Genomic DNA, 13,249 nt, shown 5'->3' with positions numbered 1-13,249 from the left:
TTATTTGTCTTTGGCGGGCTTTTTCGCCTTGGCCTCATCGGCGGCGGCACTGCCAGATTGTGTCCCGAACCCCGGCATGCCGGGCATGTTCGGCATGGATTGCCCCATCTGGGACCAGAACATTTTCTGCATCTCGTTCCAGCTGTTGATCGTCATCGGCATCCATGTATTGACCAATGTTTCCGGGTCCAGATTGCGGATGTTTTCAAGGATACGGTCTTCCATTTCCTTCATCATGCGGTCCTGCATCGGCGCAATGTTGGGCAACCCAAAAAACGCGCGGGCTTCTTCCGGCGTGCACTCAATCTCCAACTCGACTTTCATGGCCGTATCCTTTCAAAAACAATCAAAGCGGCCCCGATGGAACCGCTTTGACAGGATAGTCATTAAACCGGCAAAGGGAAGGCCGTTTTTGCTTATGGCTGTGGCCCGCGATCCGCACGGTGTCCACGGTATGTCACCGCGACCGGGACCATTAAAACCGCCATAAACGCCGCCGACATCGCCCCATATCCCGCCGCCCGCGCAAAATGCGTCTGGGCCCAGGCGGTCTGCATATTGTCGCGAACGGTTTTGATTGTCTGATCCACACCATCCGTCAACGCTGGCCGCGCCACGGGCTGTTGTTCTGCCGGTGTGTGCGGGGCCTGTTGCCGCGCCATCGTTCTGGCCGCAACGGCATGCAGATCAGCCCTGAAACCAGCCCCCCAATGGTCCCAATAAGTGTGCTTAAAACCCACAAACATCCCCATAATCGCCCCACCAGCCGCCCCGATCAGCGTTGCGCGAATGAAGGCCGGTTTGCGGTACAGGGCCAAACTCTCCGCACAAACTGCACGCGCGCGCAACCCGCCCTGCGCGTCACGGCCCATCACCCAGAACAGACAATCCCGCATCTCGCGCAGGTGGCTGGTTATTTTTGCAACGGTTATTGCGGGCATGGGTGTGCGGCAATCTTGATGCGATAAGGCGGCAGATCATCACTGGTCACGATGGCTTTATCCGCCCCAATAGAAGCGCTCACGCGATGCAGTTTGTACCCGTCCGGATAGGCTTTATAATCCTCTTGGTCTTCTGCGACCAGCGCCAGAACGTGCCCCGACGGCACCGTGGTGCGCCCGGTCAGCACATCATTGACCAGGGCCCGCACGGCACGCTGCCCATCACTGAACAACAAGTCATCCACCACCAGAACCTGGCCATAAGACGAACTGTTGAACCATTGCGCCATCACCGGGTTCACAGTCGAGCGCAGGTTGCGTTCCACAACACGGATATTATGCTCCTGCAGCGTCTGCACCAGCGACAATGTCTCTGCCACGGGCACGATCTGCCGATGAGTATAGCCGCCCAGACCTTCAACAAAGCGGGCTGTATCGTGGTATACGTCCTCCAAGACGCGGCGCTTGGCCCCTTCTTTTTCGCACAGGGCCATCGACGCTTTGGCCATTGCGTCAGCGTGCACAACCAATTGTCCGACGTGGCTTGCCTCATCCCTCTTGGCCAGATCGCGGTGCAGATGGATATTCTCCGTCATGGCCTCGATGGCTTTGTCCAAAGCATCAAGCGATGTCTGGTTGGCTTTGCTCAGATCTTTTTTCAGGGTGTGATTGGCATCCTGCATCGTATCGAGGGCCTGCTCGTAATACACAACCCCGGCCGTCCCGGCGACCGCCAAAGCAAAGCTCAACCCCAGCAGGCGTCCGCACCGCTTTTTGCCCTGTGCGACGGCGTCTTTTAACTGCTCAATCTCTGTTTTGGGGGCGGAATCCTTCATAAAACGCTCCTGTTCTATATTTTTCAATTATGAATGGGGGATGTCATAACACCCCACCCCAGAGGGCGCAAACTTTTCCCGATTCCCGCCTTTTCCCCCAATGAATCTCACTGTATCGTCTTGGGGTGTGTTGTTTTTCAATCAAACATTTTCAATAGAGGCCCCACCATGTCCACCATCACCATTCCGACCAAAGACGGTCAGTCCTTTACCGCCTATATCGCCACCCCGGCCGTGACCCCGGCCCCGGTCGTCATTATGATTCAAGAGATTTTCGGCGTGAATGCCGATATGCGCGCCCATTGCGACGCGATGGCGGAAATGGGTTATCTGGCCGTGTGCCCGGACCTGTTCTGGCGGCTGGAACCGGGCGTCGATATCACCGATAAAACCGAAGCGGAATGGAAAAAGGCGTTTGACCTGTATAACCGTTTCGATGTCGATATGGGTGTTGAGGATTTGCGCGCCACGCTGCACACCATGCGCGGTCACGCCCATTCCACGGGGTCCGTTGGATGCGTCGGGTATTGCCTCGGCGGCAAGCTGGCCTACCTGATGGCCGCGCGCAGCAAAGTGGATGTGTCCGTATCCTATTACGGCGTTGGGCTGGATGACATGCTGGCCGAAGGCAAAGCCATTAAAACCCCGCTTTTGATGCACATTGCCGAAGAGGACAAATTCGTCAGCAAGGATGCACAAGCGAAAATCAAATCCACCTTGTCATCCAACCCGGCGATTACCATTCATTCCTATCCGGGGGTGAACCATGCCTTTGCCCGCATCAATGGCGAACATTTCGACGGCCCGTCCGCCGATCTGGCCAATGGTCGCACGCGCGATTTCCTGCAAAAAGCATTGAAGAAATCGGCAGCGGCGTAAGCCATCCGCATGACCGGATTACCGCCCGACGACCCCTCTGCCTACACCGGCCCTGTTGATCCACAAACGGGACGCCCGCTTTTTACCCAAGCGACGCTGGACCTGATGATCGGACCAGAAGGCGAGCCGTTGCAGATCGACCCGGTGGATGCGCATTTGCTGGCCCTGGCCACCAAGCGGATGAAGGCGCTGGTCCACGGCAACGGGGCCAAGGCTGATGACGTCATGCTCGAAGGGTTTGACGGGGCGATCATCAATTTTGACGCCCGCACTTTGTTCGAAATCCGTCACCAGATCGCGCACAAATCCGTGCCCGGAAAACAGGGCAATGCCGAAGTGGTGGGCTCCACCGCTGATCTTCATATGCGGATTCAAACCGAGGTGGAAAAAACCACAAAGAACAGTGTCATCGTGAATTACGCCACCGACGTGTTGGAAAAACGCGCGGACAAGGGGTTTGCCGTCAATAATCTGGTCATCAAACTCGACCGCCTGAACAAAAGTTTTGTGCATCATAACAGCTGCAATCCCTGCAGCGGAACCGGCAAGCTGGCGTGCGGTCCGTGCAACGGGGACGGGCGTTTGCCGTGCCATCGCTGTCGCGGGCAACGCACGCTGAATTGCCCGGCCTGTCACGGCAACGGCACCATTCGCAATCAAAACACAAACCAGCCGATGCCCTGCAACCGCTGCCACGGCAAGCGCGTCATCGGGTGCGAGGCCTGCCACCAGACAGGGCAGATGAAATGCCGCCCCTGCACCGGCACAGGCCGCGTCGGATGCGCCCAATGCAACGCGTCTGGCCGCATCAGCGATATTGCCTTTGTCAGCTTTGATGCCCTGACCAAATTTGCCTATGACCTGTATGACCTGCCCGTCGCTCTGCCGCCGATGATTGATGAATACGGCCCCACGTTGGTCTCTGACGGGCACGCCGAATTGTTTGTGCTGCAGGGGAACGAACAACAAGCCTGGCAGAAAGAACTGCGCACCGCCGAGCATATCCGGGGCGAGGTCATCATCCCCTATCACGCCCGCCTGCCGTGGGGCCTGATCCGCTTCAAGCTGGGCGATGAAATTTTGTCGGGGCAGATGCTGGGATTTAACGGCGAATTGCTGCATTTCCCGCCCTTCCTTGAACGGCTGATCACACCGGGCGTCGAGCGTCTGTTGCAGGCCGCAAACGGGTTCAGCGTCAAAAACAACCTGCACGAATCCGCCCGCACAAAAATCATCGCCACATCCCTGCTCGCGGCCGCCACGTTGCCGCCGAAAAAGGCCTTCGCGATGGTGCGCAAACGCTACACCGCCGGAATTGACCATGATGCGATTGAACGGCTGATCACTCTGTCCGGACAGGGGCTGGCCCGCCTGACGCGTTTGTCACGCATCATGACGCTGACGGCGGGCACGGCCCTCACGGGCGGGTTTTACGCGCTGTGGTTTATGGGGGGCTGGCGCGGAACCTTCTGGGCCGCGATGCCTCCGGTCCCCGCCCCCTTGTTCGTCTCGGCCGTGGTCGATTGCGCGTGGGCGGGATTGTTCGGCTATGGCCTGACCCATGCGGCCCGCTTTGTCACCCGCGCCCGCATCCTCGATCTGGTCCGCCCCATGATCCCACCGGACAAACGCAAAAAATTCATGCCCCGCGCCGGCAAGACCGGGCTCGCCGCCTGGGGCTGCACCTTTGCCGCTCTGGCCGTTATTCTGGGCTTAACCGTGGCCCTGGGCACTGGAACCCCGGATTGGGTCAACGTGATTAACCGTTGATTTAAAAAGAAAAATCCATACAAATGTAATATTATGAAAAATTATTGACTCATGGGGGCCACCAGCCCTAGAGTGCCCTCTTATTTTCATAAGAATTTATAGGGCAAAGACATGAGCAACCCGGAAGCGCCGCGTCGATACCACGCAACGCCACAACGCGATCTGATCGTCAACAACCTGGAATATGACGCCCAGCCATTGCCCGGCCCGTTCAAAATCAAACAGCTCGCCCTGAAACTCGACAAGGATTAAACGCCATGGTTGCTGATTCACGTACACCGCCGCCGCGCCCGCGCACCGCTTTTGCGGATCATGTGGCGCAGGTTCAAACCGATGAAAAAACCATCCCAACATGGAACGATGACAACATCATCGTCACGCTTCCGCCCACGGATGAAGAGGATTTGCGCACACTGGAGTCACGGATCGCCGGTGAGAAAAAGGCCATGGTTACCGCGAACATTGTATCAATCACCCTACCGACCAGCTTGCTGGGCGCGGCGTTATACAGCGCCTATGAAACGCTGACCACACCCCCTGCGAATGTTCAGAAACAGGGTGCGGAACCGGGGCCGCATTACGCGGAATCCGGGCTTTTGTTTGTTGCTGCCGCTCTCGCAACAGCCCTCATTGGAATGATGCGGAAGGACAGCAAAAAAGACCTGGCCGCCCTCATCGCACAACGCGATGCTCAAAACAACAACGCCCCGAAACTGGATTAAGCCATGGCGAAAAAACCTTATCACCACTATGCCAAACCGCGCACAGAACAACCGCCGCGCAATCCGTCGCTGGACACACTAGACGGCAAGGATCTGAGCACCGCCTGGCTGCTGTGCATTTTCGGGTCGAGCCTGGCGCTCTACAAAGGCGTTGGTATTTTCTGGAACCGCATTCGCCCCCATCACGCGGCTTGCAAGGCCATCCGCAACAATCCGCTGTATGATGGCGAACCCCTGCCCGGCCTGCTCCGCCAGAAGGCGTTGCCCAAGCCGGAATTATAGGGTTTTCTAATATAACCCTTTCCCTTGACGGCCCGCACCCTCCAGCCCTAGGGTACGGGCCGTCTCGCACATCATCAAAAGCAAGAGAACAGAGACCATGGAACAGGGACCACCCGCCTATACCAACCCGGCACACGCCGCCGCGATGCAGGATTTGCAGCGCGATCTGGCCGAAATCAAATCCCTGCGCAAAGGGTTTACAACGCTTGCGCAACTGGAACGCCGCCGTTTTGAATGCAAAACCAACGGAATTGTTGCGGGCGCAGTCTGCGCCCTCACCGCCGCAGCCGGGGCCGCCCCTTTTTACAGCGAAACGGTTCACACCAACCTGACCGCCAACGACACCAAAGATGGGTTTGTGGCTGTCACGGGGTCGATCAGCCTCGTCTTCGCGCTGTGCGCAACCGTTTTACTGCGCAAGGCCAAAACCCTGCGACAAGAAGTCGACACCGCCATGCCCACGCATCACGCCAACGTGGATCGTCACCGCATTCTGCACGCCCGCATCAAGGCCCACACGCATCAGGATTTTTAAATGACCAGCACCGATCACGACCGCCTGTCCACGCTAAACGCGCAGCTGGAAAACCACAGAAGCCTTCTGCAGCGCCATCACCTGACCAGCGTGACCGCCGGGGCCACGGGCCTCAGCACACTGGCCTGCGGTGGATTATATGGCGCGACCAGCCTGTCCGATCGGCACGACGCCCCGGGCGATCTGGCGGGCCTGGCGCTGGTTTTTGCGCTGGCGACGGGGGTTCTGGCCAAGCGCGCATTCCTGCAAAACAGGGCCATTCAAAAACAATCCGCCGCGCTGGTGGATGTGATTGCGGAACGCGAAATGCTGGTCCGCAAACTGTACCCCAAACCGGAATAGACCATGCAAAACGACCGCGACACCGGCCCAGACACAAACATTGATTTCTCCGCCGCGATGGATCGGCTGGATACGCTGAATGCGCAAATCCGCCAGCATGAAACGCGGGTGCGCGCACTCGCCCTTTATAGCCGCATGACCCCCATCGCGGGGGTTGTTACGGGTGCCGCATGTGCCAACACGCTGTTTGTGTATAATGCGGCGAAGGACGCGGAGACCGAAACACCCGCCGTTCCCGCCTTTGGCGGCATGACGCTGGTGCTGGCCTTCGCGGCTGTGGCGCTGTTTGTGAAACAACAAAAAACGCGCGCGCTGGTAAAGAATGGCGAGGCCGCCTATCAGAGCAATATGAAGGAAAAAGCCGATATGCTCGACCTGCCCGTCGAGATTTTTAAGCCAAAGCCAATTGTTCCCCGCCGATAGAAAGCCGCACAATGCCCGATACGCCGATCGAGACACCATCCGCAGAACACACGAGCATTGACGGCCTGCGCGCTGATTATGCACGGATGCGGGAATTGCGCACTGAACTGAATCGTCGCAGCGCCCTGCGCGACGATTTTCAACGGTTTGCCTTCATCACGGCGATCCTGCCCTTCGCCCTTGCCATGAGCATAAAGGGAACCATCGAAAAAGCCGCGCACGAAAACACCCAGAATGCCAACGGCACGTTTGCCGCCGCTTTTACCGCCAGCGCCCGCGATTATGCCGCGTATAACACCCTGCAAAAACACATCATTTTGACCGCCAGGGACAAGGCTTGCGTGGAGCGCAACACCACATCCGCCGAAAAAACAACGCTGTTGGACGGTGACGCGGCCCTGAGATGCCTGAACGATTATGATCCTGTGCGGGACCAGGTGCGGGCAAAAGATCGCATCGTACGCGATCCGACGACGTGGTTTGTGGGGTTTTTGATGCTGGCCGCGTTCTGTGGCCTGCCCGGCGCATATCGCCGCCACAAAGACCACAAACAGGCGCTTGTCACCCTGCGGGATGAACACGCAACATTAAAAGCCAAAATCACCGCCACACTGGGTGGGCCCGTTTAACAGATCCGGCCCTCAATACCGATCATCCTGCAGCTGTGCGCGGCAACGGCGATATTCCGACATGGCCAGCGCCTGGGAATTGCCGACGCCATCATCGCGCACCGCCCACGCGCCAAAGGCCACATCATCATCCGCATCATCGCGGCGCGACGGATGGCGCTTGATATCCGGGCCCAGCGCAAAACGCACGCCCAGAACAATCGAAACCGATGCGGATTCGCCCTGAATCCGACGCGTTTGATCCATGGCATAGGCCGGGTTTTCGCCCGTCGATTTGTGCAATAAGGGCAGGCACCCATCCGCCTCCGGCAACGGCAACTTCAGGGAAAAAGGCACAATCGCCGCCGCTTCCGTGTTGGTCGGGGAACTGGTTTCAAAGGCCCGCGCCGGCGTAACCGGGGCCAAGATCATGACAGCCGCCAACGCGGCCAGGGCTGTTCTTTTGGATGTGTTTTTTTTGGGCATGATACGCCCACGGGAAAGAATGACAGACATGATACCCACCATTGAAAAAGGCACAGCCGATCGCATCGGACTGAAACCAGTCCGCGCAAAAAACGACCCTGTGCGATGAAAGAAAAGATACGCTACCTTCTTTAATCCTAAGGCTTATAACGCTTTCCCGTCCATGTCTTTCGTTTCGAAATTGATTGGTAACTTATTAAAAACAATGGATAATTTTATCTAACCCGCCCTGTGGCAAGAGTGTGTCATCCTAATGTGCGGCCCGGCGCCCGCACTTACCGTACAGCACAAAACACGCGGACAAAAAAACGCCCCGAATATGCCGGGGCGTTTTCACAATTGGTCTGCATGAAAAAATTTCTACTGGTTCATCGCCTGGAAGAAATCGTCGTTTGATTTCGTGTCGCGCATCTTGTCGATCAGGAACTCCACCGCATCGGTGGTGCCCATCGGGTTGAGGATACGGCGCAGAACCCACATTTTGGACAATGTCGCCTTGTCGACCAGCAATTCTTCTTTCCGTGTACCGGATTTCTGAATGTCGATGGCCGGGAAGACGCGCTTGTCGGAAATCTTGCGGTCCAGAACGATTTCGCTGTTACCGGTGCCTTTGAATTCTTCGAAAATAACCTCGTCCATACGGGACCCGGTTTCGATCAGGGCCGTGGCGATAATGGTCAACGAACCGCCCTGTTCAATGTTACGGGCCGCACCGAAGAAGCGTTTCGGACGCTGCAGGGCGTTGGCGTCCACACCACCGGTCAAAACTTTACCGGATGATGGCACAACGGTGTTGTACGCCCGGGCCAGGCGGGTGATGGAGTCCAGCAGAATGATCACGTCACGTTTATGTTCAACCAGGCGCTTGGCCTTTTCCATGACCATTTCGGCCACCTGAACGTGGCGGGCCGCCGGTTCGTCGAAGGTGGAGGAAATAACCTCGCCGCGTACGCTCCGGGCCATGTCCGTCACTTCTTCCGGGCGTTCGTCGATCAACAGAACGATCAAATACGCATCCGGGTGGTTGGTGGCAATGGAATGGGCGATGTCCTGCATCAAAACGGTTTTACCGGTCCGCGGCGGAGCGACGATCAACGCCCGCTGGCCGAAGCCCAGCGGGCTGACCAGTTCGATCACACGCTGGGACATGCCCTTTTTCGTCGGGTCCGCCAGCTCCAGCTTGATTTTGCGTTCCGGATACAGCGGGGTCAGGTTGTCGAAGTTGATGCGGTGGCGGATCTTTTCCGGGGCTTCTCCGTTGATCGAGCCGACCTTGAGAAGGGCGAAGTAGCGTTCGGAATCTTTCGGGGCGCGAATTTCGCCCTCAACAATATCCCCGGTCCGCAGGCCAAAACGGCGCACTTGCGAGGGGGAAACGTAAATATCGTCCGGGCCCGGCAAATAGTTTTCTTCCGGGGAACGCAGGAACCCGAACCCGTCCTGCAGCACTTCCAAAACCCCCGCCCCGGCGATGGGCACCCCTTCCTCGGCCAGCTGTTTCAAAATGGCAAACATCATGTCCTGTTTGCGCATGGTGTTGCAGTTATCGAGACCCAACTCCTCCGCAAACGCGAGCAATTCGGCCGGGGACCGTGTTTTCAGTTCTTGCAGGTTCATGCAATATTCACCTTGTTGGCTTGGTTAAGCTGAAAAAATCTCTGAAAGGAAAGTCTGGGGGATGGGTGGCCGCGCTGAATGATGTGGGCCTGTTTTGATCCTGATGGCGCTTTCGAGCTGCCGTTCCTCAATTATTCCATGGGGTTGTTAATTTTGTCTTGATCCCGTCCGCCATCCAAACGGCCCGTCTTGTCTGCGGCCGCGGTGCTCTGTCACAGGTTTTACCGCGGGCGGCCCAAGGCTGTTCGTCGTGGCGGGCGTTCCAAAAAAACCGGTAATGTGTGGGATATAGTCGTCAAAGACAGGGCTTTTATACCCAAAAGGGGCAGGTGCGTCAAGTTTTTATGCCGCCCCCATCACCCCACGCCCGCGTTCCGGCCTTTTTCCGGTGGTTTTTGTTGACAGGCCGGGCCCGCATCGCCATAGTTCCCATAATATTTTCAAGGAGTATTCTGATCATGGTTACGATGGACACGCCCTCTTCTCCGCCGACCCCGGACGCCCAGGCCTTTGGCATGCTGGCGTTGGATTTCGCGCGCGTGCTGGCCGTCCTCGCCGGAACGGATGCCCTGTCCCTGCGTCATGATATTGACCCTGCCGGGCGCTATGCCCTGACGGCGACGCCGGGCAATGCCATGGACAAAACCGGCCGTCCGCTGCGCCACGCCATATTCCGCATCCTGCACGGCATGAATGATTACGCCAGCGTGCGCAACAACCCCCGGGACCTGATCATCGAGGCCGCCGCCCTGACCATTCGCGCCCGCACCCTGCCCGCCCTGCTGGTGCTGTTGCAGGAGGTGGCGAATGACCGCGGGCTGGTGGTCGACAATACCGACCCCGGCCATCACGACCCTTTAAGCGAAACGTTTCAGGATGCCGCCCGCTTCATGCTGGACAACGATCCGCAATTGTTGCTGCAACTGCCGGCCACCAAAACCTATGCCGGTGCGGCGGATCTTTATGCACATATCTGGGATCTGGCCAGCGCGCCCAAGGATGATCGCAGCGTTGTTCATTATGGCGTCAATGAAATCCGCGCCGCCCTTTGCGCCACAAACAAAAACCGGGATGAACTCACCCCGGTTTTGCGCATTCATTAAACGGATCGTTTAGAGCGTCCCCTTTAGAACGGTTCTGCCACCGCCATAATCACAATGATGATCATCAAAAGGGTCGGGGCCTCGTTCCAGATTTTATAAAATTTCGCGGAACGGGTGTTTTCATCACGCTCAAACACTTTGCGCCATTTTGAAAATACGCCGTGCAGGCCGAACATCAAAACAATCAAGCCCAGCTTGGCGTGCATCCATCCCTGTTTCATCAGATCCGGATTGGCCCAGATCATCAGAACGCCAAAGACCAGTGACGCAATCATCGCCGGATTCATGATAAAGCGCAGCAAGCGACGCTCCATCACCTTGAACGTTTCGCTCTTGTCCGATCCCTTGGGCGCGTCGGCGTGATAGACGTACAGGCGCGGCAGATATAACATTCCCGCCATCCACGCGATGATCGCGATGATATGCAGCGCTTTGATCCAAAGGTAATAGGTCAGCAGGAAAGAGGCCATTTATGCGGCTTTCTGTTGATGTTTACGGTTGACGAGATCCTGCCCGCGACGCTGGCAGCATTGCGAAAATTCCGCCGGGCAGATGGATGGTTGATTGTCGTGCGCGGCGATTTTTTCGCCGTTTAGGCGCAGATCAATCTGCTTGGCCAGTCCGGCGATAAAATCCGGTGCGTCCATAACCGTATTCACGCGCCCAAAATACGGCAGACCCAATTCATCCGCCTTGTGACGATATTCGATTTCGATTTCAACCAATGTTTCCACGTGTTCGCTGACAAAGGCGTGCGGATATACAATCACGCCGATTTTATCGCGGCCCGCTTGTTCCAACGCTTCATCCGTTGATGGGCCAATCCATTTTAACGGGCCCACGCGGCTTTGGTAACACGACATCCAATCGGCATTGTCCAACCCGGCGGCCCGCACAATCGCGGCGGCGGTTTGTTCGCATTGCCATTGATACGGATCGCCGTCCTTCACCACTTTTTCCGGCAGGCCGTGCGCGGAAAACAAAATACGGGGCGTGTGCCCGGCGGCAATCGCCGCATCATAGGTTGCGCGCACATGTTTGGCCGACGCCTGCACAAACCCGTCTTCCGTCGGATAACAACACAGCAGGCTTTCCGGTTTATCCAGCCCAATCGCATCGGCCGCCTTGCGCCATTGTTGCAGAGACGACCATGTCGTGGTGGTCGAAAATTGCGGGTACAGCGGCACCAGAACGATTCGGTCCGGATTATACGCAGCCACGGCGCGGGCGGTCTCATCGCTCATCGGATGCCAATAGCGCATGGCGATAAAGCATTTCCACGCTTTCGCGCCCTGCGTATTTTGCAGGTACTTTTGCAAGGCGTCGGCCTGTTTTTGCGTGTTCTCCAGCAGCGGCGAACGCCCGCCCATAAAGCCATACGACGTTCCGGCCTCGTTCTTTGTGCGCTTGTTCGCAATGGCGCGGGCGACCAATGCGCGGATCGGCAATGGCGCACGGATAATGTTTTTATCCATGAAGAAATTCAGCAGGAACGGGCGAATGGATTCCGCCTTGTCCGGCCCGCCCAGATTGAACAAAACAACGGCGATTTTTTCCTGTGTCATGATCTTTACGTTTTGTCTGTTGAATATTCACGCACCATCGCGACCAATTGCGCCACATGATCCGGCGGTGTTTCCTTGATGATGCCGTGACCCAGATTGAACACGAACGGACCGCCCGCCAGATTGTCCAGAATGGATTGCACATTGTCGCGCATCGCATCCCCGCCAGTCAGCAAACAGACCGGGTCCAGATTGCCCTGCACGCACGCCAGTGGCTGCAAACTTTGCGCGGCCCAGCGCGTCGGGATCATTTGATCAATGCCAATGGCGTTCACGCCCGTGCCCTGAACGTAATCCAGCGCCAATCGTCCCGCTTGCCGCGGAAAGCCAATGATTGGAACGTCCGGGTGCGATGCCCGGATCAAGTTCACAATGGTTTTTGCGGGCTGAATGCAATACCGACGGAACAAACCCTCATCACACGCACCGGCCCAACTGTCGAACAATTGCACCGCTTCCGCGCCATGATCAATCTGCTGGATCAGATACGCGGCGGTGGCTTCGGTAATCAAATCAATCAAGCGGCCAAATCCGTCCGGATCGCCATAGGCCCATTTTTTCGTTTCGGCAAAATCGCGCGACCCGCCACCATCGACCATGTAGCACGCAATCGTCCACGGCGCGCCCGCAAAGCCGATCAGCGCGGTGTCCGAAAATCCTTCGGTGTTCAATTGCGCGCGGACGGTGCGAATGGTTTCGTAAATCGGGGACAGGGTTTTTTCAAAATTGGCAAAGGACAGCGGAGCCATTTCCGCCGCAGACCGGATCGGATTCAGGCGCGGCCCGTCCCCCTCACGAAATTCCAGATGCTGACCCAGCGCTTGGGGAATGACCAGAATATCGGAAAACAAAATCGCGGCATCCATGCCGAACCGGCGAATGGGCTGGATCGTGACCTCTGCCGCGAAGGCTGGATTGTAAACCAGATCCAGAAACCCACCCGCTTGCTGTCGTAGTTCGCGGTACTCGGGCAAATAACGGCCCGCCTGTCGCATCAACCATAGCGGGGGTACGGTTTGCGCCTGACCGGTCAATGCACGGATCAGCGGCTTTCCTTGGCCCGGCAAACGGCTGTTCTGGATCTGGGTCTGGCTGTTCATCGGCTCGCATGCTTTTTGAGATTTCGGGCTTGGCTCCCCG

General features: G+C 57.2%; 18 protein-coding genes. 10 read left to right on the top strand and 8 right to left on the bottom strand.

The window, feature by feature from the left end:
- From MICA_RS00085 to MICA_RS00075, 3 genes are all read right to left on the bottom strand, one after another.
- Positions 1–324: a DUF6489 family protein gene (locus tag MICA_RS00085; RefSeq protein WP_014101592.1), complete on the bottom strand. Its 324-nt coding sequence runs from the start codon at positions 322–324 to the stop codon at positions 1–3.
- A gap of 92 nt (positions 325–416) precedes the next feature.
- On the bottom strand, positions 417–941 hold the full coding sequence (locus tag MICA_RS00080) for a hypothetical protein (RefSeq protein ID WP_014101591.1): 525 nt from the start codon (positions 939–941) through the stop codon (positions 417–419).
- Entirely contained in the window at positions 929–1,777 is an 849-nt protein-coding gene (locus MICA_RS00075) for a hypothetical protein (protein WP_014101590.1), read from the bottom strand. Before MICA_RS00075 ends, MICA_RS00080 begins: the two co-directional genes overlap by 13 nt.
- Before the next feature lie 168 nt (positions 1,778–1,945).
- On the opposite strand from MICA_RS00075, the gene MICA_RS00070 reads away from it, so the two are divergent.
- From MICA_RS00070 to MICA_RS00035, 9 genes are all read left to right on the top strand, one after another.
- Complete coding sequence (locus MICA_RS00070) at positions 1,946–2,656, top strand: dienelactone hydrolase family protein (protein ID WP_014101589.1); 711 nt, start codon at positions 1,946–1,948, stop codon at positions 2,654–2,656.
- A 9-nt stretch (positions 2,657–2,665) separates the two neighbouring features.
- Entirely contained in the window at positions 2,666–4,426 is a 1,761-nt protein-coding gene (locus MICA_RS00065) for a hypothetical protein (protein ID WP_014101588.1), read from the top strand.
- A 111-nt stretch (positions 4,427–4,537) separates the two neighbouring features.
- Entirely contained in the window at positions 4,538–4,678 is a 141-nt protein-coding gene (locus tag MICA_RS12205) for a hypothetical protein (RefSeq protein ID WP_014101587.1), read from the top strand.
- Between the two features lie 5 nt (positions 4,679–4,683).
- Entirely contained in the window at positions 4,684–5,148 is a 465-nt protein-coding gene (locus MICA_RS00060) for a hypothetical protein (protein WP_014101586.1), read from the top strand.
- A gap of 3 nt (positions 5,149–5,151) precedes the next feature.
- Positions 5,152–5,430, top strand: a complete 279-nt coding sequence (locus tag MICA_RS00055) for a hypothetical protein (protein WP_014101585.1) — start codon at positions 5,152–5,154, stop codon at positions 5,428–5,430.
- Positions 5,431–5,527: 97 nt separating this feature from the next.
- Entirely contained in the window at positions 5,528–5,965 is a 438-nt protein-coding gene (locus tag MICA_RS00050; RefSeq protein WP_014101584.1) for a hypothetical protein, read from the top strand.
- Positions 5,966–6,307: a hypothetical protein gene (locus MICA_RS00045; RefSeq protein WP_014101583.1), complete on the top strand. Its 342-nt coding sequence runs from the start codon at positions 5,966–5,968 to the stop codon at positions 6,305–6,307.
- A 3-nt stretch (positions 6,308–6,310) separates the two neighbouring features.
- Complete coding sequence (locus MICA_RS00040; protein ID WP_014101582.1) at positions 6,311–6,730, top strand: hypothetical protein; 420 nt, start codon at positions 6,311–6,313, stop codon at positions 6,728–6,730.
- A gap of 11 nt (positions 6,731–6,741) precedes the next feature.
- Entirely contained in the window at positions 6,742–7,359 is a 618-nt protein-coding gene (locus MICA_RS00035; protein ID WP_014101581.1) for a hypothetical protein, read from the top strand.
- Positions 7,360–7,371: 12 nt separating this feature from the next.
- Here the strand turns inward: MICA_RS00035 and MICA_RS00030 are convergent, their stop codons facing one another.
- Both MICA_RS00030 and rho read right to left on the bottom strand, forming a co-directional pair.
- The gene (locus MICA_RS00030; RefSeq protein ID WP_014101580.1) at positions 7,372–7,854 is read right to left on the bottom strand and encodes a hypothetical protein; all 483 of its coding nucleotides are present in this window, start codon (positions 7,852–7,854) and stop codon (positions 7,372–7,374) included.
- A gap of 330 nt (positions 7,855–8,184) precedes the next feature.
- On the bottom strand, positions 8,185–9,441 hold the full coding sequence (gene rho, locus MICA_RS00025) for a transcription termination factor Rho (protein WP_014101577.1): 1,257 nt from the start codon (positions 9,439–9,441) through the stop codon (positions 8,185–8,187).
- 458 nt (positions 9,442–9,899) lie between these two features.
- Here rho and MICA_RS00020 point away from each other — a divergent pair, with 458 nt between their 5' ends.
- Positions 9,900–10,544, top strand: coding sequence for a hypothetical protein (locus MICA_RS00020; protein WP_014101575.1), 645 nt, complete (start codon positions 9,900–9,902; stop codon positions 10,542–10,544).
- 23 nt (positions 10,545–10,567) lie between these two features.
- Here MICA_RS00020 and hemJ read toward each other — a convergent pair whose 3' ends face one another.
- The 3 genes from hemJ to hemE are packed head-to-tail and all read right to left on the bottom strand — an operon-like array spanning position 10,568 to position 13,209.
- Entirely contained in the window at positions 10,568–11,014 is a 447-nt protein-coding gene (gene hemJ / locus MICA_RS00015) for a protoporphyrinogen oxidase HemJ (protein WP_014101574.1), read from the bottom strand.
- Positions 11,015–12,109 (bottom strand): ferrochelatase, encoded by a 1,095-nt coding sequence (gene hemH / locus MICA_RS00010; RefSeq protein WP_014101573.1) that lies wholly within the window; start codon positions 12,107–12,109, stop codon positions 11,015–11,017. It lies immediately after the preceding gene.
- Between the two features lie 5 nt (positions 12,110–12,114).
- On the bottom strand, positions 12,115–13,209 hold the full coding sequence (hemE, locus tag MICA_RS00005) for a uroporphyrinogen decarboxylase (protein WP_014101572.1): 1,095 nt from the start codon (positions 13,207–13,209) through the stop codon (positions 12,115–12,117).
- Positions 13,210–13,249 lie beyond the last annotated feature (40 nt).

It is taken from the genome of Micavibrio aeruginosavorus ARL-13 (assembly GCF_000226315.1).
Taxonomy (GTDB): Bacteria; Pseudomonadota; Alphaproteobacteria; order Micavibrionales; family Micavibrionaceae; genus Micavibrio; species Micavibrio aeruginosavorus_B.
This window is presented reverse-complemented; position numbering and strand designations above follow the sequence as displayed.

Bases quoted from the DNA above. Each gene is read 5' to 3' on its own strand.
- MICA_RS00045 (WP_014101583.1), top strand. From the start codon at position 5,966: ATGACCAGCACCGATCACGACCGCCTGTCCACGCTAAACGCGCAGCTG.
- MICA_RS00040 (WP_014101582.1), top strand. From the start codon at position 6,311: ATGCAAAACGACCGCGACACCGGCCCAGACACAAACATTGATTTCTCC.
- hemH (WP_014101573.1), bottom strand. From the start codon at position 12,109: ATGACACAGGAAAAAATCGCCGTTGTTTTGTTCAATCTGGGCGGGCCG.
- MICA_RS00050 (WP_014101584.1), top strand. From the start codon at position 5,528: ATGGAACAGGGACCACCCGCCTATACCAACCCGGCACACGCCGCCGCG.
- rho (WP_014101577.1), bottom strand. From the start codon at position 9,441: ATGAACCTGCAAGAACTGAAAACACGGTCCCCGGCCGAATTGCTCGCG.
- MICA_RS00075 (WP_014101590.1), bottom strand. From the start codon at position 1,777: ATGAAGGATTCCGCCCCCAAAACAGAGATTGAGCAGTTAAAAGACGCC.
- MICA_RS00055 (WP_014101585.1), top strand. From the start codon at position 5,152: ATGGCGAAAAAACCTTATCACCACTATGCCAAACCGCGCACAGAACAA.
- MICA_RS00020 (WP_014101575.1), top strand. From the start codon at position 9,900: ATGGTTACGATGGACACGCCCTCTTCTCCGCCGACCCCGGACGCCCAG.
- MICA_RS00035 (WP_014101581.1), top strand. From the start codon at position 6,742: ATGCCCGATACGCCGATCGAGACACCATCCGCAGAACACACGAGCATT.
- MICA_RS00085 (WP_014101592.1), bottom strand. From the start codon at position 324: ATGAAAGTCGAGTTGGAGATTGAGTGCACGCCGGAAGAAGCCCGCGCG.
- hemJ (WP_014101574.1), bottom strand. From the start codon at position 11,014: ATGGCCTCTTTCCTGCTGACCTATTACCTTTGGATCAAAGCGCTGCAT.
- MICA_RS00070 (WP_014101589.1), top strand. From the start codon at position 1,946: ATGTCCACCATCACCATTCCGACCAAAGACGGTCAGTCCTTTACCGCC.
- hemE (WP_014101572.1), bottom strand. From the start codon at position 13,209: ATGAACAGCCAGACCCAGATCCAGAACAGCCGTTTGCCGGGCCAAGGA.
- MICA_RS12205 (WP_014101587.1), top strand. From the start codon at position 4,538: ATGAGCAACCCGGAAGCGCCGCGTCGATACCACGCAACGCCACAACGC.
- MICA_RS00060 (WP_014101586.1), top strand. From the start codon at position 4,684: ATGGTTGCTGATTCACGTACACCGCCGCCGCGCCCGCGCACCGCTTTT.
- MICA_RS00065 (WP_014101588.1), top strand. From the start codon at position 2,666: ATGACCGGATTACCGCCCGACGACCCCTCTGCCTACACCGGCCCTGTT.
- MICA_RS00030 (WP_014101580.1), bottom strand. From the start codon at position 7,854: ATGTCTGTCATTCTTTCCCGTGGGCGTATCATGCCCAAAAAAAACACA.
- MICA_RS00080 (WP_014101591.1), bottom strand. From the start codon at position 941: ATGCCCGCAATAACCGTTGCAAAAATAACCAGCCACCTGCGCGAGATG.